At 35.9% G+C, this 20,955-nt stretch carries 20 protein-coding genes; 15 read left to right on the top strand and 5 right to left on the bottom strand.

What is annotated here, in order from left to right; genetic code table 11:
- Positions 1–355: 355 nt before the first annotated feature.
- The 5 genes from PB01_RS09780 (at position 356) to PB01_RS09760 (ending at position 5,654) form a co-directional block, all read left to right on the top strand.
- The gene (locus PB01_RS09780; protein WP_151700040.1) at positions 356–2,110 is read left to right on the top strand and encodes an ABC transporter transmembrane domain-containing protein; all 1,755 of its coding nucleotides are present in this window, start codon (positions 356–358) and stop codon (positions 2,108–2,110) included.
- On the top strand, positions 2,110–3,894 hold the full coding sequence (locus PB01_RS09775; protein WP_151700039.1) for an ABC transporter ATP-binding protein: 1,785 nt from the start codon (positions 2,110–2,112) through the stop codon (positions 3,892–3,894). Before PB01_RS09780 ends, PB01_RS09775 begins: the two co-directional genes overlap by 1 nt.
- A 90-nt stretch (positions 3,895–3,984) precedes the next feature.
- Positions 3,985–4,695, top strand: coding sequence for a cytochrome c biogenesis CcdA family protein (locus tag PB01_RS09770; protein ID WP_151700038.1), 711 nt, complete (start codon positions 3,985–3,987; stop codon positions 4,693–4,695).
- A gap of 18 nt (positions 4,696–4,713) precedes the next feature.
- Positions 4,714–5,085 (top strand): response regulator, encoded by a 372-nt coding sequence (locus PB01_RS09765; RefSeq protein ID WP_151700037.1) that lies wholly within the window; start codon positions 4,714–4,716, stop codon positions 5,083–5,085.
- Positions 5,086–5,162: 77 nt separating this feature from the next.
- Entirely contained in the window at positions 5,163–5,654 is a 492-nt protein-coding gene (locus PB01_RS09760; protein ID WP_151700036.1) for a CcdC family protein, read from the top strand.
- A 45-nt stretch (positions 5,655–5,699) separates the two neighbouring features.
- On the opposite strand, the gene PB01_RS09755 is transcribed toward PB01_RS09760, so the two are convergent.
- Positions 5,700–6,158: a DUF2621 domain-containing protein gene (locus PB01_RS09755; protein ID WP_151700035.1), complete on the bottom strand. Its 459-nt coding sequence runs from the start codon at positions 6,156–6,158 to the stop codon at positions 5,700–5,702.
- A gap of 114 nt (positions 6,159–6,272) precedes the next feature.
- Between PB01_RS09755 and PB01_RS09750 the strand changes: the two genes are divergently transcribed.
- From PB01_RS09750 to PB01_RS09730, 5 genes are all read left to right on the top strand, one after another.
- Positions 6,273–6,488 carry a DUF1659 domain-containing protein gene (locus PB01_RS09750; RefSeq protein ID WP_151700034.1) on the top strand — a complete coding sequence of 72 codons (216 nt, stop codon included), beginning with the start codon at positions 6,273–6,275 and terminating at the stop codon, positions 6,486–6,488.
- Positions 6,489–6,514: 26 nt separating this feature from the next.
- Positions 6,515–6,727: a DUF2922 domain-containing protein gene (locus PB01_RS09745; protein WP_151700033.1), complete on the top strand. Its 213-nt coding sequence runs from the start codon at positions 6,515–6,517 to the stop codon at positions 6,725–6,727.
- A gap of 54 nt (positions 6,728–6,781) precedes the next feature.
- Positions 6,782–6,904 carry a YvrJ family protein gene (locus PB01_RS09740; protein ID WP_151700032.1) on the top strand — a complete coding sequence of 41 codons (123 nt, stop codon included), beginning with the start codon at positions 6,782–6,784 and terminating at the stop codon, positions 6,902–6,904.
- A gap of 105 nt (positions 6,905–7,009) precedes the next feature.
- Positions 7,010–7,600: an SCO family protein gene (locus PB01_RS09735; RefSeq protein WP_151700031.1), complete on the top strand. Its 591-nt coding sequence runs from the start codon at positions 7,010–7,012 to the stop codon at positions 7,598–7,600.
- A 777-nt stretch (positions 7,601–8,377) separates the two neighbouring features.
- The gene (locus PB01_RS09730; protein WP_151700030.1) at positions 8,378–9,058 is read left to right on the top strand and encodes a lytic transglycosylase domain-containing protein; all 681 of its coding nucleotides are present in this window, start codon (positions 8,378–8,380) and stop codon (positions 9,056–9,058) included.
- A gap of 19 nt (positions 9,059–9,077) precedes the next feature.
- Here PB01_RS09730 and PB01_RS09725 read toward each other — a convergent pair whose 3' ends face one another.
- The 3 genes from PB01_RS09725 to yfkAB all read right to left on the bottom strand — a co-directional run bounded on the left by PB01_RS09725 (position 9,078) and on the right by yfkAB (position 11,421).
- On the bottom strand, positions 9,078–9,326 hold the full coding sequence (locus PB01_RS09725) for a GlsB/YeaQ/YmgE family stress response membrane protein (protein ID WP_151700029.1): 249 nt from the start codon (positions 9,324–9,326) through the stop codon (positions 9,078–9,080).
- 80 nt (positions 9,327–9,406) lie between these two features.
- Positions 9,407–9,955 carry a cysteine hydrolase family protein gene (locus PB01_RS09720; RefSeq protein WP_151700028.1) on the bottom strand — a complete coding sequence of 183 codons (549 nt, stop codon included), beginning with the start codon at positions 9,953–9,955 and terminating at the stop codon, positions 9,407–9,409.
- 356 nt (positions 9,956–10,311) lie between these two features.
- Complete coding sequence (gene yfkAB / locus PB01_RS09715) at positions 10,312–11,421, bottom strand: radical SAM/CxCxxxxC motif protein YfkAB (RefSeq protein ID WP_151700027.1); 1,110 nt, start codon at positions 11,419–11,421, stop codon at positions 10,312–10,314.
- 140 nt (positions 11,422–11,561) lie between these two features.
- On the opposite strand from yfkAB, the gene PB01_RS09710 reads away from it, so the two are divergent.
- From PB01_RS09710 to PB01_RS21365, 3 genes are all read left to right on the top strand, one after another.
- Positions 11,562–12,065, top strand: coding sequence for a DinB family protein (locus tag PB01_RS09710; protein ID WP_151700026.1), 504 nt, complete (start codon positions 11,562–11,564; stop codon positions 12,063–12,065).
- A 116-nt stretch (positions 12,066–12,181) separates the two neighbouring features.
- Entirely contained in the window at positions 12,182–14,890 is a 2,709-nt protein-coding gene (acnA, locus tag PB01_RS09705; RefSeq protein WP_151700025.1) for an aconitate hydratase AcnA, read from the top strand.
- A gap of 264 nt (positions 14,891–15,154) precedes the next feature.
- The gene (locus PB01_RS21365; protein ID WP_225986238.1) at positions 15,155–15,568 is read left to right on the top strand and encodes a hypothetical protein; all 414 of its coding nucleotides are present in this window, start codon (positions 15,155–15,157) and stop codon (positions 15,566–15,568) included.
- Between the two features lie 9 nt (positions 15,569–15,577).
- On the opposite strand, the gene PB01_RS09695 is transcribed toward PB01_RS21365, so the two are convergent.
- On the bottom strand, positions 15,578–16,120 hold the full coding sequence (locus PB01_RS09695) for a GNAT family N-acetyltransferase (RefSeq protein WP_151700023.1): 543 nt from the start codon (positions 16,118–16,120) through the stop codon (positions 15,578–15,580).
- Positions 16,121–16,270: 150 nt separating this feature from the next.
- On the opposite strand from PB01_RS09695, the gene PB01_RS09690 reads away from it, so the two are divergent.
- Positions 16,271–19,480 (top strand): AfsR/SARP family transcriptional regulator, encoded by a 3,210-nt coding sequence (locus PB01_RS09690; protein WP_151700022.1) that lies wholly within the window; start codon positions 16,271–16,273, stop codon positions 19,478–19,480.
- 121 nt (positions 19,481–19,601) lie between these two features.
- Positions 19,602–20,858, top strand: a complete 1,257-nt coding sequence (locus tag PB01_RS09685; RefSeq protein WP_151700021.1) for a substrate-binding domain-containing protein — start codon at positions 19,602–19,604, stop codon at positions 20,856–20,858.
- Positions 20,859–20,955: the final 97 nt, after the last annotated feature.

The raw sequence follows: 20,955 nt of genomic DNA, 5'->3' as shown, positions 1-20,955 counted from the left end.
GAATAGGTAGGGGCTTATACCATCCGTTTAGGGATGGATAATCTCGCTTTAGGGGCATATAGAGCCGGTTTAGGGGTGAATGCAATTTGTAGGGGTTTATGCCATCTGTTTAGGGGTGGATAGCCTCACTTTTGGTGCTTATAGCGACAATTTAGGTCTTGGTGTAGGTGCGGATAACTCAGATTTGGGGCTAAAGATGTCTTTTTAGGTGGTTATAGCCACAGGTTATGCGCAGATAACCCCGTTACATAAAAAGTATTTCAAAATCCGAATAATTTCGTTTTCTTATCTTTCCCAATGTTCGAACATTTGCTAAACTAGTAAAGTCTTAATATATAAAGTTGGGGGAAATAAAGTGAAAGTATTTTTAGATTTGGGATGGTTTTTTAAAGAAAGGAAAAAGCAGTATTTAATTGGGATTCTCATGCTTATGTTTGTTGCATTTCTCCAGCTGCTTCCACCAAAAATAATTGGTCTTATTGTGGACGAAATAAGCGAAGGAACATTGGGTAAAGCATTTCTAGTCAAATGGCTTGGAATTTTAGCACTTGCTGCTATTGGGATGTACATTCTCCGCTATTATTGGCGTATTATGATATTCGGTTCTTCTATCTTCTTAGCTAGACAGCTTAGAGAGAAATTATTTCATCATTTTACGAAAATGTCTCCTTCGTTTTATCAGAAAAAACGTGTGGGAGATTTAATGGCTCACGCAACGAATGATTTGTCCGCCGTTCAACAAACTGCAGGTGCTGGTGTTCTAACACTTGTAGATTCCATTACTACTGGTGGGTTTGTTATAGCAGCCATGGCAATAACGATTAACTGGAAGCTTACGTTAATTGCACTTATCCCGCTTCCTTTGATGGCGATATTGACGAGTTATTACGGAAAGTTATTACATCAGCGTTTTCGTTATGCCCAAGAAGCTTTTTCTGATTTAAATGACAAGGCACAAGAAAGTATTTCTGGTGTAAAGGTTATTAAAACATTCGGACAGGAAAAAGAAGACACTGAGGATTTTGTTCAGTTATCACAAGAAGTCGTGGATAAAAATATTCATGTTGCAAAAGTAGATTCGTTATTCGATCCGACCATATCACTCATTGTCGGTATGTGTTTCTTCTTATCCATTGTGTTTGGAACTCGATTTATCCTCGCTGGCGATATGTCCATTGGTGATTTATTTGCATTTACGTCATATTTAGGTCTTCTTGTTTGGCCAATGCTTGCCTTTGGTTGGTTATTTAATATTGTGGAGCGTGGTCGTGCTTCATATGACCGTATTAATAATTTATTAGAAGAAAAAGTGGAAATTGACGACAAAGAAGGTGCATTAGACCAAAAGCCAGAAGGGGACTTACAGTTTCATATAGAAGAGTTTAAATTCCCTGGCGATGATCGAGTAGCTATGCATAATGTACACTTCACGTTAAAACGAGGAGAAACATTAGGGATAGTCGGCAAAACTGGAGCAGGAAAGACGGCAATTTTAAAACTATTAATGAGAGAATTTGAAGGGCATACAGGGCAAATCATCTACGGAGATCATGCTATCGATGATTATAAAAAGCGACGATTACGAGAAGCAATTGGCTATGTACCACAAGATCACTTCTTGTTTTCAACGACTGTTGCAGGCAATATTGCTTTCGCAAATGCAGATGCGACAACAGAGCAAGTACACGAAGCAGCAAAACTAGCTTACATTCATGAAGACATATTACAGTTTACAGAAGGCTATGACACGATAGTAGGGGAACGAGGGGTATCTCTTTCAGGTGGACAAAAGCAACGTATTTCGATTGCACGTGCATTAATGATGGAGCCTGAATTACTTATTTTGGATGATTCTTTATCAGCAGTGGATGCACGCACGGAAGAAGCTATTTTAGAAGCATTGAAAGCAAAACGGACGGATGAAACAACAATCATTACATCTCATCGTCTCAGTGCGATTCAACATGCCCACCAAATTATTGTCATGAGTGAAGGGACCATCATTGAAAAAGGGTCTCACGAACAATTAATGGAAGTAAAAGGAGTATATTTTGAAATGTATCAATTGCAGCAACTAGAGACATTAGTTGAAAAGGGTGGTGAAGAGTAATGAATGAAAAGCAGCCACAGCTTACAGGAAAAGATCAGTGGAACATACTAAAAAGATTATTAACATTTTTAAAACCACATACAAAAGTAATTAGTATTGCATTATTTTTACTAATATTAACAGTAACCGGAGATATACTCGGACCATATTTAATCAAAACATTTATGGATGACTATTTAACTCCAAGAAATTTCCCTACTGGACCACTAGTCGGATTAGCACTTGGTTATGTGTTTATTCAAGTAGGAAATGTTGTCGTTAGTTATTTTCAATTATTGAAATTTCAGGAGATCGCACTGAAAATTATTCAACAAATGCGCATTGATGTATTTACTAAAGTGCATAAACTAGGGATGCGATATTTTGACAAAACACCTGCAGGAAGTATTGTGTCACGCGTGACGAACGATACAGAAGCGATAAAAGATATGTTCGTTAGTGTATTAGTAGGGTTTGTACAAAGTGGATTTTTAATAATAGGTGTGTACATTGCTATGTTCATATTGAATGTTAAATTAGCATTGTTCGCAACAATATTATTACCAATAATGTTTGTTGTTATAAAAACATATAGAAAGTATAGTTCCGTTGTTTACCAAGATTTACGTGAACGACTTAGTCAACTTAACGCAAAGCTTGCAGAGTCGTTGCAAGGGATGACAATGATTCAAGCCTTTAGGCAAGAAGACAGATTACAAGATGAATTTAATGATATAAACGACTCGCATTGGAATGCAGGAAAACGGAATATCAAGCTAGATAGTATTCTCCTACGTCCTGCAATCGATTTAGTGTACGCTTTGGCCATTATCATGGTACTCAGTTATTTTGGGATTACTTCCATGAATAACGTCGTGGAAGTTGGAGTTATATACGCATTTGTCACTTATATAGACCGTTTCTTTGAGCCAATCAATCAAGTGATGCAACGGCTATCTATCTTTCAACAGGCAATTGTTGCTGCCTCTCGAGTATTCAAGCTATTGGATGAAGAAGATTTAGCTCCAGTACAAAAAAATGTGGAAGAAGCTAACATTGAACAAGGGAAAATAGAATTTAAAAATGTGACGTTTTCGTATGATGGAAAAACAGATGTACTGAAAAATATTTCATTCACAGCGGAACCAGGTCAAACTGTTGCTTTAGTGGGACACACTGGAAGCGGAAAAAGTTCTATTATTAACTTACTCATGCGTTTCTATGAATTTGAACAAGGGGATATTAAAATTGACGGTCATTCTGTCAAAGATTTTAAAACGGAGGAAATTCGCGAGAAAGTGGGTCTAGTACTGCAAGATCCATTTCTATTCTATGGGGATATTGCAAGCAACATACGATTGCATGCCAAAAAAATGACCGATGAAGAAGTGAAAGCCGCAGCGGAATTCGTGCAGGCGAATCATTTTATAGAAAAACTTCCGTTTGCTTACAAGCAAAAAGTAACCGAGAGAGGCTCTACCTTCTCAAGTGGACAAAGACAATTGGTAGCATTTGCGCGAACGATTGCAACGAATCCGAAAATACTTGTATTAGATGAAGCGACAGCGAATATTGATACAGAGACAGAAGTTGCTATACAAAGTAGTCTAGAGAAAATGCGGAAAGGACGGACAACGATTGCAATTGCCCATCGATTAAGTACGATACAAGATGCTGAGTTAATATTAGTACTTCATCACGGAGAAATAGTAGAACGAGGTACTCACCAACAACTGTTGAACGAGAAAGGTTTATATCATAAAATGTACTTACTTCAAAACGGTGTTATAGAGGATATCGCTTAAAAAAGTCAAAAAGCTGTCACAAGCTTTACTAGAGTAAAAGTGTGAAAAATTTGGTACGATAGGGACAGTAAATCGGAAAGGAAGACTGCCGTGAATACCGATATAAACTTTTTACTGGCATTTGGTGCAGGTTTTTTAAGTTTTATTTCACCTTGTACGTTGCCACTGTATCCCGCATTCTTATCCTATATTACAGGAATGTCATTAGAAGAAATTAAAACCGATAAGAAACAAATGCAAAAAAGAGGAATGTTACATACATTATTCTTCTTATTAGGATTTTCTATTATCTTTGTTGCAATCGGATTTGCAACATCATTTGTAGGTACTTTTTTCATTCAATATGATGATCTACTTCGCCAAGTTGGAGCAATTTTTATTGTCATTTTTGGTTTAATCATCGTAGGGGTCTTTAATCCAGAGTTCTTAATGAAAGAGAAGCGTCTTCAGTTTAAAAATCGTCCTGCTGGTTATTTCGGAACTATTTTAATCGGAATGGCATTTGCTGCTGGTTGGACGCCATGTACTGGACCGATTTTAGCTGCAGTAATAGTTATGGCTGGATCGAATCCTGATGCTGGGATGTTGTATATGCTAGCCTATGTATTTGGATTTGCTATTCCATTTTTTGTATTGTCATTCTTTGTCACGCGCCTTAACTGGATTCGTAAAAATAGTAATTTAATCGTGAAAGTTGGCGGTTATATTATGATTGCTCTTGGAATCCTATTATTTTTTGATGGTTTAACTTATATTATTCAAATTCTAAGTCCAATTTTCGGAGAGTTTCAAGGATTTTAAAGAGAAGGAGGCATGATAATGCCAACAGTATTAGTAGTAGACGATGCAGTCTTCATGCGCGCGACTATAAAAAGAATGCTAGAGAACCATCAATTTGAAATAATTGGTGAAGCAGCCAATGGTAAAGAAGCTGTAGAAAAGTATCGCGAATTATTGCCAGATGTAGTGACAATGGATATTACAATGCCAGTAATGACTGGTATTGAAGCAGTGAAAAAGATTATGACGGAGTTTCCAGAAGCAAAAGTTGTGATGGTTACTGCATTAGGTCAACAAAAACTGATTGTAGAAGCAATTGAAAGTGGGGCAAAAGATTTTATCACTAAACCTTTTAATCCAGATCAAATTGTACAGATATTACAAAATGTAACAAATTGGGCCGAAAATTGATTCAAAAAAATGTCTAGAATACTGTATAAAAGATGTTCCTAACACAGTAAAAGACTTACAAGATATGGGGAATTCTTATGTTTGATAAAATCCAACCTAATATTATGATTATTCTTTCCTCCATTTTTGCTATCGGAATGGGGATTCTCGTAACGACGATTCGAGCAAAGTCTTCCAAAAAACCTGCAAGTGTCAAAAAGATATTATTACCACCGTTATTTATGTCCACAGGTGCACTCATGTTTGTATTACCATACTTTCGGGTAACAGGGATGGAAGTACTAGAAGCAATCGCAGTAGGGATGCTATTCTCTACTGTACTTATTTGGACCTCGAAGTTTGAGCGGAGAGATGGAGAAATCTATTTAAAGCAATCTAAAGCTTTTATTTTCATCATTATTGGATTGCTAGTAGTTCGTATAGTCGGAAAGTTAATATTAAGCTCAACCATTGATGTTGGACAACTTAGTGGAATGTTTTGGATACTAGCTTTTGGAATGATTGTACCTTGGCGTATTGCCATGTTTTTGCAGTATATGAAACTCCAAAAAGCAGGAGTAATTGAATAGAAAATCAAAAGCGAGTACCTCCTAAAAGTGGAGTACTCGCTTTTATTATTGTGCCTTTTTTCTAGTTTCAGATTCCTGAAAGAACTTGTTAAACGGGCTAACGTCTATTTCCATTTCCGCTAACTTTTTTCGCAGAAATTTATGATCTCGCTTTGGAGTTGCAATTATATAGCCCCTAATTAGTAACTCGCGAGTAATCGAAGTCGCTTTTTCTTCGAGTGCCAACTGACCAATTTTACCAGCGATTTTTTGCTTTGCAACTGGTCTAAAAAGATCTGGCACAGGACTCACTAATTCATTTAAAAGCGCTTTTTGATCATCATTCCAAAGATGAATGGTGTTATCTACATAATATGCTTCCCAATCTAAATCTGATTTTCCATCGTTTTTTGGAAGTGCTTTTAGGAACTTACGGAACATGAAGAATCCACCGATGGCCATTAAACCTACTAAAAGAACAACCCAAAATAGAATAAACCATAAAAACCAACCAGTTAAAGCCAAACTATCACCTCATTTTTCTATCTTAAGTATAAGATGTTCCGATAGAAATTTCACTCTCTTTGTATTCTTTCTTTCAAAAAGTTTCTATTTACTAGTTGAAAGGAGGTGATTTACATGGCAAATCTAGAATATAAGCAAGCAGTCTTAAAGTTAGTATTTGAAGGAGGATTGACAGAAGAAGGGAAAATGAAAACGAAATCTAAATCTTATCGTAACATTCAAGCAAGCGCATCAGCGGAAGGATTAGATACGGTTGCCACAACACTTGCAAACTTTTCAAACAGTCCCTATATTGGAGCTGAAAAAGTAGAAACATTGAATTTAATCTAATTTAAAATTAGTAAGGGGGAAATGAGATGGCAAAATCATTACAACTGCAATTTGAAACAACAACTGGGAAAAGATTAATGGTAACTGTAGATGATCCGAAAGATTCACTAACGAATACAGAAATAGAAGTTGGGATGGAAGCGATTATTGCTAGTAATGTCTTCCATGTAGAAGGTATACCACTGTCGATTGTAAAAAGTGCAAGAGTAGTAGAACGCAACGTCACACAAATTATCTAATAATTTTAGACTCTCCAGCATTGGAGGGTCTATTTTTAAAAGGAAGTGAATAATATGGAACAGTGGCTTTCATTGATTCAAGATGTAGGCTTCCCTATATTTGTGTCATTTTACCTAATGCACAGGGTAGAAAGCAAACTAGAAGAAATCAAACATGCACTGTTATCTTTAAAATAGGTTCTCTATTCACAAAACTGTTGAAATAGATGAGACAAGGTAGTTGAAGGAACAAAATTCTTTCGATAAGATAAGATTATGAACAAAAAAAGAGAGGTCTCATAGATGAAGAAATTAATAGCTATTATTTCTATATCATTACTTGTCCTTGCAGGTTGTGGAAGTAGTGGAAATTTTGAAGCACAAACAAATTGGGAAGTGCAAGATTTCAATTATGTAAACCAACATAATAAAAAGGTTTCGTTAGAAGGTCTGAAAGGAACTGTTTGGCTAGCTACATTTGTCTTTACAAACTGTACTTCCGTTTGTCCTCCAATGACCTTTAATATGAGCGAAATTCAACAAATGCTTGTAGATAAAGGGGTAAAAGATTACAAAATTGTTGCCTTTAGTGTAGATCCTGAAGTAGATACACCTCAGAAGCTTCAAGAGTACTTAGGAAACTATGATGTAGCTGATGAAAGCAAGTGGCAGCTTTTAACTGGTTATAAACAAGATGAAATTGCGAATTTCGCAGAGAAATCATTTAAAACGCTAGTAAAAGATGATCCGAAATCCAATCAAGTTATTCACGGTACCTCCTTTTATTTAGTAGACCAAAACGGGGTAGTTGTAAAAAACTATAGTGGAGTGTCGGATGTACCAAAAGAAGAAATTGTGATGGATGTGGAAAATTTAGTTGAAGACGGTAAATAACGGAGCAACCTATCCCAGTGATAGGTTGTTTTTTACTGAGGAAAACGCATATTTTTTTCTGCATGATCTATCTAGGTTATTTAGGATCATAAAAACAAGGTGCATTTAAGGTGATTACACTTTTCTTAAAGAATATATTTCCATGCCAGGAACAAGTTGATTTCCACTCCAATCAACCGTGCGATTAAGAAAGAAAATATGCTTCGTAAAAATAATGAACTATTACTTTCCATCGTTTATCTATAGGGCAAGTGGAACCTGTAAAATAGTTAGCATTTATTGATAATGGAGCGCTGAGCGGACGAAATTGCATCTTCGTCCGCTTTTTAAAAAATTAGTATGGATCTAGTCTCTCATTAACCAAACCAAATGTACCATGTCACTACGTATTTCAAGAGGGCGACGGACAAACATCCGCAACAAGATTAAGGAAAATAGAGGATTTAGAGTGATGCAGTTACTTCTAAATCTTCCGTAAAGTCCCTCGTTAATAGCGTGGCAAATGTTTAGTCCATAGCAATCTGGAGATAGTAAAGACAAGATGCACTTAGATAATGCTTGCACTTTTCTTATTATTTCATAACTAACTGTCCAATCCTTTTATTTTCAGGCTACTGTTTATTTTGATTTTATGCTATTGTTTTCCTAGAAGATAAATAACATGTTTCCTAAAATTTTGTTTATATAGAACCTATTTTATCCAATCGTTTAATTAATAGTAAAAATGCCAATGCTTGTAGAATATAAAAAGTACTTTATGGAATAGGTGAAGGAAAGATGAAACAAAAAGAGAAAATGTCTTATAAAGTAAAGGCTTGGACCATTATCTTACTTCTACCTCTTACGATTACTATTTATATTTTAGCAATCATCGGGTGGCAAGAGCTTCAGAAAATACCCGCGGTACAAGAATGGGCGGAATCTATACAGCAAGGACCGAATGGAAAGAAATTAGATGTTCCAAGTGAATACATTCCTATATACAAAAAAGCAGCTGAAAAATACAGTATACCTTGGACTCTTCTTGCTGCGCATCATCGTATCGAAACAAAATTTTCAACGATGGATCCATTACTTTCTCCATTTGGAGCAGAAGGGCATATGCAGTTTATGCCTTGTACATTTGTAGGTTGGTCTCATCCTAGTTGTAGTGGTTTAGGCAAGGGGGATATACCGGAAAAGGATAAAGTTAATCCCGAAATAATCGCTAAATATGGCGGTTTTGGGATAGATGCAAACGGAGACGGAAAAGCTGATCCTTATGATTTGGAAGATGCAATCTTTAGTGCAGCAAATTATTTAGCCGCAAGTGGTGCAGCAAATGGGGAAATAGAAAAAGCAATTTTTCATTATAATCATAGCGAAAAATATGTGGAGGATGTTCTTCATTTTTATCATTTATATGAAAGCCAGTTAGATGAAATACAAGCTGCTTCTATAAAAAAGGCTGGACTCTAATGGTCCAGCCTCCTAATCATTATCTACGCATAGATTTTAAGATTAGACTTAAAATAGCGACTAAAATAATTGCACCTATTAAAGCTGGAATAATTGCCATTCCCCATACAATAGGACCCATATCTGAGAAGATTAATCCCCCTATCCACGCCCCAATGATACCAGCAATGATATTTCCAATAATTCCACCTGGAATGTCTCTACCTAAGATTAAACCTGCTAACCATCCGATAATACCACCAATAATTAAATATAGAATAAATCCCATTAAATCCAACTCCTTTAATATGTTTTAATTAGTAACACTCTTTATATAACCATTATGGAGAAATGCTAAACATAATATAATTATTTTATTAGAACATTAGCACCTAGCGTATTTTTAAAATGATCTAAAGCCCATTTATGTCCTACTTCATTAAAGCTAGCTACTGCATCCTCATGGATGACAATTGAGAAACCTAAGTTATAGGCATCGACTGCGGTATGCAACACGCAAATATCTGTACATACACCTATTATATGTACTTCTTCTATATGACGTTCTCTTAATAATTGAAGCAAATTGGTACCAGCAAAAGAGCTGTAGCGTGTTTTATCCATCCATATAATAGATTCTTTATTGTTTTCATATACTGGTTTAAGCTTTCCGTATAATTCACGTCCTAGTGAATGAAGAATATTATGAGGAGGGAATAGTTTAGTTTCTGGGTGAAATGGATTGTTTTCTTCATGTAAGTCTACAGAAAACACGACTAGATCGTTATTAGCTATAAACTCATTCGTTAATCGCACAATCGATTCCTCTATAACTTGTCCAGATTTCCCACAAGTTAGTGCTCCATTTTCTGCAACAAAATCTACAGTATAATCCACAACTACTAATGCTTTTCTCAAATTTAAACAACACCTTTGCTTTTTCTTTTATTATGGATTAAATAAAAAATATAGCTATAAAATAATAAAAAGATTGTTCAAAACATTTTGCTTTTTACCTTTAAAAGTATTATAATTGAAAAAAAAGGGAGTGGAGAATATGGACATTCAAAAAACTAGAAAGTTAAATAAACAGGGGTTATGGTTTGTCATTCTTCATACAATATTTATCGTGAATTTGGCAGCGGATATGTTTTCTATACATTAAAAAGAACAGCTATTAGCTGTTCTTTTTTGTTACACATTAATTCTTCCAATATCATTATGTAAAATAAAAGTAAAATTGAGCTTTAACAAGCACATTCGTTTTACATGCTCTACTTTATAGATCCACTTACAAATACATCCTCTTTATAATACATATTTTTCACCAGAATATTTGGACCTAAGCATTTGACAGCGGGACAATGACAATTAAGTGATTTAGCGAGCGGTGATGCTAACCACTTATCAAAGATTGTAGTTAATGTATCTGTTCGAATATTTCCTAGTTGAGGAGCATCACCGAAATCGGTTACAATCACTTCCCCAGTAAAAATATTAACATTTAATCTTGATCTTCCGTCTGGATCATTTCGTACAGAAACGTTCTTACTGCTTTTTAATCGATTAAGCATTTGAATGCTTCTTTCATTTTGACTGCACGGATAAAAGGGTAATGTACCGAAAAGCATCCAAACATCTTCATTTCTAAAATCCAGAATACTTTCAATTGCATCCTGTGTTTCTTGTAATGTAAGCGATGTTAGAGCACTAGCAAAATCAGAAGGGTACATAGGGTGTATTTCGTGTCGAGCACATTTCATTTCTTCAACCACTTGTTTATGGATATGCTCTAAGAAGGGGAGCGTTTTTTTATTTAGCATTGTTTCTGCTGAAACCATTACCCCGGCCTCAGAAAGCATGCGGCTATTGTCTATCATTCGTTGGAAAAGACTAGCACGTTGCTCATACGTGGGTTTCCTTTCCATCATTGCAAAACCAGTCTCCACGAATTCATCAACAGTTCCCCAGTTATGCGAAATATGTAGAACATCTAAATAAGGAGCGATTAATAAGTATCTTTCTGGAGGGAGTGTCAGGTTAGAGTTAATTTGTGTTCGGACACCGCGATTATGAGCATATTTCAATAGGGGAAGAACGTATTCAGTTACTGACTTTTTGGATAGCATTGGTTCTCCACCTGTAATACTGATTGTTTTTAAGTGTGGAATTTCCTCCAACCGTTGTATTACTAAATCAATTGGAAGTGCTTCAGGGTCCTTTGTTTGCAAAGTATAGCCTACTGCACAATGAGCACAGCGCATATTACATAGCGTGGTAGTTGTAAATTCAATATTGGATAATGTGAGCTTATTGTGTAGTTCTATATCTCGATAAGCTTCCCAGGGGTCATTTAATGGTGAAATCGTTTTTATTGCAATCATAACTAACTTCCTTTCTAATGGATTATTCTCTCATATTTTAACCAAAAAGAAAATGCTGAAAGATGCAATGATTGTATATTCATAAGAGGGGTATATAATTGTGTAAATACTCGAAAAGAATATAATAATGGAGGTATTAAATGTTTATAGAAAAAAACAATGAAATTAGATCAGCACTTTTTAAACAATTGGAACGTATTACGGATGAACAATTCAATCAGAAACCGGAGCAAGATACATGGTCACCTAAAGAAATAATGGATCATTTAGTAAAAATGGAGAGCACAATAACAAGTGGTATTAAGCAACAATTAGCAAATCCAGAAAGCCCTAAAGCAAAGAAAAAGCCAATTCAAGTCTCTACTTTACGCATTATTAAAGTAAAAGCACCTAAATACACCGTTCCTACGGCAGAATATAAGACAAAAGAAGAAATGAAAGCCGCGCTTCACCAAGCACGAATGGAACTTCTTTCTGTTTACCAATCTACCGATAAGGAAACATTAAAAAATAAATCTTTAAAACATCCCCTATTCGGACAGGTTCCACTAATACAATGGTTTCCATTCGTAGGACTTCATGAAAAAAGACATGGAAAGCAATTAGAAAAAACGATTGAAATATTAAAAGGTCATAAGAAATAGTTATTACTTATAATAATTTTAATGTAATTTACTTATCAACTTTATTCAAGTATGATAGTTAATGGAGAAAAGTCACTAGAAAAGAGCCTTTTCAATAGACATTAGGAGGAACACAAATGGCAAAAAGTAACTTACACAACAGCCGTACTTCTTTTTCGCTAAATGGTAAAGAGTATAATTACTACCGATTAGCAGCGATAGAAGAAGCTGGTATCGCAAAAGTATCACGCCTTCCTTATTCAATTAAAGTATTATTAGAATCAGTATTACGTCAATATGATGGCTATGTAATTAAAGAAGATCATGTAAACCAACTTGCAAAATGGGGTAAAGACGCAAATACAGAAGCAGAAGTTCCATTTAAACCTTCACGCGTTGTACTACAAGATTTTACAGGTGTCCCGGTAGTAGTTGATTTAGCATCGTTACGTTCAGCAATGAATGAAATGGGCGGAAATCCAGACAAAATTAACCCAGCTATTCCAGTTGATCTAGTAATTGATCACTCTGTACAAGTAGATAAATATGGTTCTTCTACTGCTTTACAAGCAAATATGGACCTTGAGTTTGAACGAAATGCAGAACGTTATAACTTCTTAAAATGGGCTCAAACATCTTATGATAATTTCCGTGCTGTACCTCCAGCAACTGGTATCGTTCACCAAGTGAACTTGGAGTATTTAGCTCCAATCGTACATGTAAACGAAAGTGCTGACGGCGTATTAGAAGCATTTCCAGATTCAGTAGTAGGTACTGACTCCCATACAACAATGATCAATGGTCTTGGTGTTCTTGGATGGGGTGTAGGTGGTATTGAAGCTGAAGCAGGTATGCTTGGTCAACCATCGTACTTCCCAATTCCTGAAGTAATCGGTGTTAAATTAGTAGGAGATCTTCCTAATGGGACAACTGCAACTGACTTAGCACTTAAAGTTACTCAAGTACTTCGCGGGCGTGGAGTAGTTGGTAAATTTGTTGAGTTCTTCGGTCCTGGAGTATCTAAATTACCGCTTGCTGACCGTGCAACAATTGCGAATATGGCTCCTGAATATGGTGCAACTTGCGGTTATTTCGCAATTGATGAGGAATCGCTTAATTACTTACGTTTAACTGGTCGCGACGAAGAGCATATTGCTGTAGTTGAAGCTTATTTAAAAGCAAATGACATGTTTTTTGACCCAGCTTTAGAACCAGTTTATACAGATGTAATCGAAATTAACTTAGCTGATATCGAAGCAAATCTTTCTGGTCCAAAACGTCCACAAGATTTAATTCCTCTAACTGATATGAAGGCTCGTTACCATGAAGCAGTTGTTGCTCCACAAGGTACTCAAGGTTTCGGTTTAACAGAAAAAGAATTCGATAAAACAGCAACTGCAAAATTTGCAGATGGTGATGTAACAATCCCAACAGGTGCTGTAGCAATCGCTGCAATCACTTCTTGTACTAATACATCAAATCCATATGTAATGTTAGCAGCTGGTTTAGTTGCGAAAAAAGCAGTAGAAAAAGGATTAACAGTTCCTGCTTATGTAAAAACATCTTTAGCACCAGGTTCTAAGGTCGTTACTGGTTATTTACAAGATTCAGGTTTAGATCAATATTTGGATCGAATTGGATTCAATACAGTAGGTTATGGTTGTACAACTTGTATCGGTAACTCAGGCCCATTACTTCCTGAAATTGAAAAAGCAATCATTGACGAAGATTTATTCGTAACTTCTGTTCTTTCTGGTAACCGTAACTTTGAAGGTCGTGTACATCCACTTGTAAAAGCGAACTACTTAGCATCACCACCACTTGTTGTTGCTTATGCACTAGCTGGTACGGTAGATATCGATTTACAAAAAGATTCATTCGGTAAGGACAAAGAAGGCAATGAAGTATTCTTTGCAGATATTTGGCCATCGACAGAAGAAGTAAATCAAGTGCTTTCAACAGTTGTTACTCGTGAATTATTCCAAAAAGAGTATGCACGCGTATTCGATGAAAACGAAGCATGGAATGCAATAGAAACATCAACTGAGTCTCTATATTCATTTGATGACAAATCAACTTACATTCAAAATCCACCATTCTTCCAAGGCTTAGCGAAAGAACCTGGTGATATACAAACACTTGCTGGTCTTCGTATTGTAGCGAAATTCGGTGATTCTATTACAACAGACCATATTTCACCTGCTGGAGCAATTGGTAAAGATACACCTGCTGGTAAATACTTGCGCGAAAACGGTGTAGAAGTGCGTGATTTCAACTCTTATGGTTCTCGTCGTGGTAACCATGAAGTAATGATGCGTGGAACATTCGCTAACATCCGTATTCGTAACCAAGTTGCTCCGGGCACAGAAGGTGGATATACTACTTACTGGCCAACTGGCGAAATCATGTCTATCTATGATGCAGCGATGAAGTACCAAGAAGAGGGCACAGGTTTAGTAGTACTTGGCGGAAAAGATTACGGAATGGGATCATCACGTGACTGGGCAGCTAAAGGAACAAACCTTTTAGGTATTAAAGCTGTAATTACGGAAAGCTTTGAACGTATTCATCGTTCTAACTTAGTAATGATGGGCGTTTTACCACTTAACTTCTTACCTAATGAAAATGCTGAATCTCTTGGCTTAACTGGTAAAGAAGAAATTAGTATTAATATTGCAGAAGGTGTTAAACCTCGTGATATTCTACAAGTAACAGCAAAAGCGGAAGATGGTTCTGTAAAACAATTTAACGTGCTTGCTCGTTTCGATTCAGAAGTAGAAGTAGATTACTACCGTCACGGTGGTATCCTTCAAATGGTATTACGTAACAAAATGCTAGAAGCATAATTAAATGAGAAAGGACCTAATTCTTTGTGAATTAGGTCCTTTTGTTATAGAAAGAATATATAAAAATTTGCACGCTAGGAAGTTTCAAGCTTGCTAGGTCTAGGTCACTTAATAGAGATAGCTCAAATATAGATTATCATTGCTTCATATTGTCGTCTATCCAGTCAGAATTTTTTCTATCCGAAGCGCTTTTCTCACTGCTAAGAATTAGGTTAGTTATAGGTTCTGCACCTTAGTCATATCATGAGTATAAACAGTTAAGGAGTGAATAAAGCGGGAAAGTGGAAAATTGTCCTTATTGGAATTGCTTTATTTTCAGTCATCTTTACCTATCTATTTTCATACACGCAAACAACAAAGTTAGTACTAGAGCTTTGTTCCCCATATCTGGAGGCGCCCGAAATAACACAAAACTTTCAATATAGTTTCATGCAAAAGGGTGGACTGTATGATCAATTTGGGCAGCGATTAAAAGAAAAAGGGTATAATCATCTCATTCTTACTGGCATCAATCCCAAAAAAGAAATCTTGGTTAAACTTGTACTTATAGATAAAGAAGCCAACCAACAAAGACAAGAAAAAATTAAGGAAATATTTAATGATTTCCTAGCTAAAAATGACTTAGATCCGAGTGTATTTAAAGTTAAAGTAAGTAATGATGAAAGCTTTAACTGGTAGATGAATAGTTTACTTTTTCCAATCAGGTTTGATTAATGAAAAAACAAATGCATCATTTGATTTATCATTTTGATAAATATATCCTCTTAAAAGACCTTCTTTCTTAAATCCTAGTTTCAATAATAGTTTATAAGAGGATTCATTTTCGGGAAATGTAACTGCTCCAATACGATATAAGTCAAGCATTTCAAAACAATAGTGAACAACACTCTCTACTGCTTCACTAATAATCCCTTTTCTCCAATATTCAGGTAACAAATCATACCCTATTTCCGTTCGTTTACTGGAAAGCAAGAGATTGTTTAAACCAACTGTACCAACAAATTCACCTGTTTCTTTTAGTACAATCCCCCAACGAATTGAACGCTTCTCTTGAAAGTTTTTTGAGAATGATTGGATAATATTTTCTGCTTGTTCCTTTTGTGTGAATGGAGACATGCCGTAGTATTTTGTGACTTCTTTGTTTGAAAAGATAATGAAAATATGATCCACATGATCTTCTTTAATTTCTAATAGATTCAATCTTTTCGTTTCTAAAATGGGAAATTCCATATCACTTCTTCCTTTCTAACAAACTCCAATGCCTTTAGATTATTTTACCATAAATTCATATATTCCGATATATATGAATTGTCTTTCAATTAAACAAGAAGATATGATAGGATAGTATAAAAAACCTTGATGTGGAATGTGAGGTAAAGAATGGAACAATCAACAATTATCATGTCAAAATTAACTCCGCCTATTGCCTCTTCTTTTTACATGAGAAGATCATCTCTTATTAAGAAATTCCAATCGAATGCTAGTAAAAAATTAACTCTACTACATAGTGGGGCTGGATTTGGTAAAAGTTCAGCACTAGCACAGTATTATGCGGATTCAAACGAATTATTTTCATGGTATGCCATCTCGGAAGAAGACGATGATATCCTTCCTTTTCTACGATATTTATTGCATAGCATTCGTAGAGTAATTCCTAATTTTGGAGAGAACCTGGCGGAGAGAGAAATTATTTCCATGTATCCAAAAGAAGAGGAATTAACGCAGTGGTATTCCTTGTTTAGTAATGAGCTTTCTAAGATTGATGAACCTTTCTCCATTGTTTTGGATGACTTTCACCTCATTGATCATGTGTTTCATATAAATTACATCGTGGAAAAAATAATTGAGTTTCTTCCAGCTCATGTTCATCTTGTCATTGCATCTAGAAGTCGACCGAAATGGTCAAAGCTGCTGAAACTTAAGTTAAAAGGACAATTAGTGGAACTTAGTGAAAAGGACTTTATGTTTAGTGAAGAAGAAATACGCGTTTTTTTTGAGGATTACTTTGAAAAAACGATTTCGTACGATGAAGCAGTAGAAATCTTGCGAATTACAGAAGGTTGGGCAATCGCCATACATTTAATTGCGATGCAGCTTGTAGAGACCAATAAACAAATAAATGAGCTCTTTGATCCCGCGCTCAAAGACTTGTTTTCTTATTTATCCGATGAGGTATTTTTTCGAATGAATGAAGAAGATAAACAGTCCATATTGAATTTCAGTATTTTTCCAACCTTCAATACTGAAGAAATAAAGGCTTTCTACGGGGAAAAAGAAGCAGAAAATCTAGAACGATTAGCAAATAGCCACGCTTTTATTCAGTCACTAAGTGATACGGCTTCTTATCGATTCCATGCACTATTTCACCAATATTTAGAAATAAAGTGGTTGCAAAAAGATCGAAAGTTATATTATGACACACATCAAAGAGCCGCTACTTTTTATAGTGCGCATAATAATTTAATTCAAGCCATTCACCATGCGGTAAAAGCAAATGATGATTATTTTTTAGGAAACATGCTTGTACATTTTGCACATTCAATGATTAGTGCGGGGCAATTTGATTGGTTATTAGAATTGTTAAAAGTTCATCTCTCCGAGCAAAGCAGAGAAGCGTTTTATGAACTTTTTTATTATGAAGGGGAATGTCATCGATATAGAGCTTTTTATGAAAAAGCAAAAAAAGCTTATGAAATGTGTGTAATGTTTGCGAAAGAAAAGAACAATCTGCTTTACTTAAGTAGGGCGAATGCGGGTCTAGCCCATATTTATCTTGATACGATCCAACCAAAACTAGCAAAACCGTATCTAGAGGACGCAGTGGCATGGGCAAAAAAAAGCTCGGATATAACATGGGATGAAATGTTGTCATTGAAACGATTGTTAGCAGAGAATCTTGTCAATTTAGGTAAGGCCAATGAGGCGAAAAAATGGGTGAAACAAGAAGCATTTGATGCCGCTATTCTAAGAGAAGGTAATTTAGATGCACGGATTTTGCTCCGAACGGGAATGCTGGATGAGGCACAATATGTATTAAGAAATAGAATAGATGACGAAGTAAGTTTACCCGACTCGCATAGAGAAACAGAAGTTTTACTATCCTTTATCTATTCTTTATTGGGTCAGATAGATGATGCGAAACGTGCTGCTATCAAAGGAATCCAAACGGGGAGTCGTGAAAAATCAGGTTTTGTAGAAGCAGTCGGTTGGATCAGAAGAGGACATGCCGAAATACTAGATGATCCTTTCGATTTGGAAACGCCCGAGAACTATTATATTAAAGCAGTTCATCGTATGGAAGAGCTAAATGTCTCTAGAGGAAAAGCAGAGCCTTATATGGGACTTTCTCTCTTGAAATCTAGGCAAGGGTTATTTGAAGATGCGATTTCTTACGGGGAAAAAGGCTTGAGAGAAACAGATAAAGGAAATGATTATTGGCTGTCTGCTTATATATTACTTTGTTTAACGATCGTTTATTTTGAGAAGGGAGAAATGGAAACGGCTATACATACTGCTCATGAAGCTAATCGTCTTTTTACAAGCAGCGGGGATGTATACGGGGAAATGATTTCGCACTATTGGCTCATGTTCATTTATGCTGAGTTAGGAAATAACAAAGTGTTTGTTGATCATACAGAAAAATTTGCTTCCCTTTGTGTTCAGTACCATTTTGGTTTTTTCTTACTTAAAAAGACGATATTCGGGCCAATCGATTTGCAAATGCATTATCCATTGTTCCAGAAAGCACTACTACTAAATCCAAGTTCCAATAATCTAAACTCAATTATAAAGATGCTAAAAATAAATGAGGGCAGTAGTTATCCTGGCTATGAACTAACTCTTCATCTTCTTGGACCTTTTACACTTTTTATGAGTAATAGAGAAATAAGTGAGCGAAAATGGCAGAGGGACAAATCAAAAGAACTACTTACTTATCTTTATTTGCACAAAAACAGGTTTGTTCCAAAAGAGGAATTGATACGCGTTCTATGGGGAGAAGGCGATGATAAAACAACCGATCGTGATTTTAAAGTGGTATTAAATTCTTTATTGAAGGTAATTGAGCCAAATCGTTTAGCTAGAGAGGAATCTTTTTTCATTACACGAAAACAAGCAATGTATCGTTTAAATCCAAGTGCGAGTATCCGCAGTGATTTAGAGTCCTTCCGTGGTTATATAGAACAAGGTATGATTGAACTGAATGCAGTAATGGCAAAGGAATACTTGTTAAAAGCAGTAAAATTATATAAAGGGTCATTATTAGAAGATAAGTCTACTATTGATTGGGTTTTACATGATCGAGAAACAACGCAAAACGAATATCTATTGGTTTTAGAGCGACTTGCACAAACTTGTACAAGATTAAAAGAGTTCGAGCAAACGATATACTGGGCTGAAAAGCTAATAAGGGTGGATTCTACTTGGGAAGAGGCGTATCGATTATTAATGTTTGCCTACTATCAGCTACATGATAGGACTAAAGCAGTTAGATGGTATGAGCGATGTCATTCTGTTTTGAAGGCAGAATTACAAGTGGAGCCAATGAATTCGACAATTCAAATGTATGAAATGATTACGAGTTACAATTGAGTGAAGGAAAACTTGCGCTTTAAAACGAGCTATTGTTTTCTTGTAACTCTTTTGTAACTCTTCTTTTATATTCTAAAACAGAAGCATGAGAGCGCTTACAAAATACTAAAGGGGGATTTGTATGACAAAAAAATGGGGCTTACTTTTAATACTCGTTTTATTTTCAATTTTCAGTGCTGCATGTAGCGATAAAGCAGGGACATCGAAAGAAGATGAAAAAGAAAAAGAAGAAACAACTCCCGTTTCAAGTGAAGTAACAGAAGAAGCTAGTACGATCAAAATAGGGGTTCTTGCTTCCTTGACTGGTGCACTGGAGTCATACGGTAAACAAACGAAAAATGGGTTTGAATTAGGGCTTGAATACGCTACCGGCGGAACGATGGAAGTAGCAGGGAAAAAGATTGAAGTTGTTTATGAAGACACCGAAACAAAACCAGAAGTTGCAGTACAAAAAGCAACGAAACTTTTAGAGGATGATGAAGTGGATTTTCTAGTTGGTTCTTCTAGTTCTGGTGACACATTAGCTGTTCTTCCACTTGCAGAAGAATATGAAAAAATCATGATTGTTGAACCTGCAGTTGCTGATAGTATTACAGGATCAGAGTTTAATCCTTATATATTTAGAACAGGACGTAACTCTTCCCAAGATGCTGTAGCAGGTGCGGCGGCAATTGCAAAACCAGGGGTGAAAATTGCAACATTTGCACCAGATTATTCATTTGGTTGGGACGGCGTAGCAGCATTTAAAGCCGCTGCAGAGAAACTAGGAGCAGAAGTGGTGTTAGAAGAGTTTGCAGACCCAGCTGCTACGGACTTCACATCAAATTTACAAAAAATTATCCAAAAAAAGCCTGATTACTTGTTTGTCATTTGGGCAGGAGCAAACTCTCCATGGAACCAAATTGCAGATTTAAAAATTCAAGAAAAAGGAATCAAAATTTCCACCGGCGCACCAGATATCGCAGCATTATCTGTGATGGAACCACTAATTGGAATGGAAGGATTCACAGTTTATTATCATACACTTCCGCATAATCCAATTAATGATTGGTTAGTGGAGGAGCATAAAAAACGCTTCGATGGAGCTGTACCAGACTTGTTTACTCCAGGAGGAATGTCAGCCGCAATTGCTATTGTCGAGGCGCTAAAAAAATCGGAAGGTAAAGCAGATGGAAAAGAACTAATTAAACTTATGGAAGGGATGTCATTTGAAACACCAAAGGGAACAATGACTTTCCGTCCTGAAGACCATCAAGCATTACAATCCCTGTACTCTATTAAACTAGAAAAACAAGATGGATTTGCATATCCAGTACCAGTCTTGATAAGAGAATTATCTCCAAGTGATACGGAGCCACCGATTTTAAACAAAAAATAAGAATCAAGTGACGACCTAATCGATTAGGTCGTTCACTCTCCATATGATAGAGCATCTCTCTATCATATGGAGAGTGATGCTGGAAAGGAGCATTTTA

The organism is Psychrobacillus glaciei (assembly GCF_008973485.1).
Classification (GTDB): Bacteria; Bacillota; Bacilli; order Bacillales_A; family Planococcaceae; genus Psychrobacillus; species Psychrobacillus glaciei.
The sequence above is the reverse complement of the archived record's forward strand: the minus strand, read 5'-3'. Positions and strand labels throughout refer to the sequence as shown.

Excerpts from the sequence above, each read along its gene's own strand:
- PB01_RS09735 (WP_151700031.1), top strand. The coding sequence starts at position 7,010 with ATGAAGAAATTAATAGCTATTATTTCTATATCATTACTTGTCCTTGCA.
- PB01_RS09690 (WP_151700022.1), top strand. The coding sequence starts at position 16,271 with ATGGAACAATCAACAATTATCATGTCAAAATTAACTCCGCCTATTGCC.
- PB01_RS09745 (WP_151700033.1), top strand. The coding sequence starts at position 6,515 with ATGGCAAAATCATTACAACTGCAATTTGAAACAACAACTGGGAAAAGA.
- PB01_RS09760 (WP_151700036.1), top strand. The coding sequence starts at position 5,163 with ATGTTTGATAAAATCCAACCTAATATTATGATTATTCTTTCCTCCATT.
- yfkAB (WP_151700027.1), bottom strand. The coding sequence starts at position 11,421 with ATGATTGCAATAAAAACGATTTCACCATTAAATGACCCCTGGGAAGCT.
- PB01_RS09730 (WP_151700030.1), top strand. The coding sequence starts at position 8,378 with ATGAAACAAAAAGAGAAAATGTCTTATAAAGTAAAGGCTTGGACCATT.
- PB01_RS09725 (WP_151700029.1), bottom strand. The coding sequence starts at position 9,326 with ATGGGATTTATTCTATATTTAATTATTGGTGGTATTATCGGATGGTTA.
- PB01_RS09710 (WP_151700026.1), top strand. The coding sequence starts at position 11,562 with ATGTTTATAGAAAAAAACAATGAAATTAGATCAGCACTTTTTAAACAA.
- PB01_RS09695 (WP_151700023.1), bottom strand. The coding sequence starts at position 16,120 with ATGGAATTTCCCATTTTAGAAACGAAAAGATTGAATCTATTAGAAATT.
- PB01_RS09740 (WP_151700032.1), top strand. The coding sequence starts at position 6,782 with ATGGAACAGTGGCTTTCATTGATTCAAGATGTAGGCTTCCCTATATTT.
- acnA (WP_151700025.1), top strand. The coding sequence starts at position 12,182 with ATGGCAAAAAGTAACTTACACAACAGCCGTACTTCTTTTTCGCTAAAT.
- PB01_RS09775 (WP_151700039.1), top strand. The coding sequence starts at position 2,110 with ATGAATGAAAAGCAGCCACAGCTTACAGGAAAAGATCAGTGGAACATA.
- PB01_RS09685 (WP_151700021.1), top strand. The coding sequence starts at position 19,602 with ATGACAAAAAAATGGGGCTTACTTTTAATACTCGTTTTATTTTCAATT.
- PB01_RS09750 (WP_151700034.1), top strand. The coding sequence starts at position 6,273 with ATGGCAAATCTAGAATATAAGCAAGCAGTCTTAAAGTTAGTATTTGAA.
- PB01_RS09765 (WP_151700037.1), top strand. The coding sequence starts at position 4,714 with ATGCCAACAGTATTAGTAGTAGACGATGCAGTCTTCATGCGCGCGACT.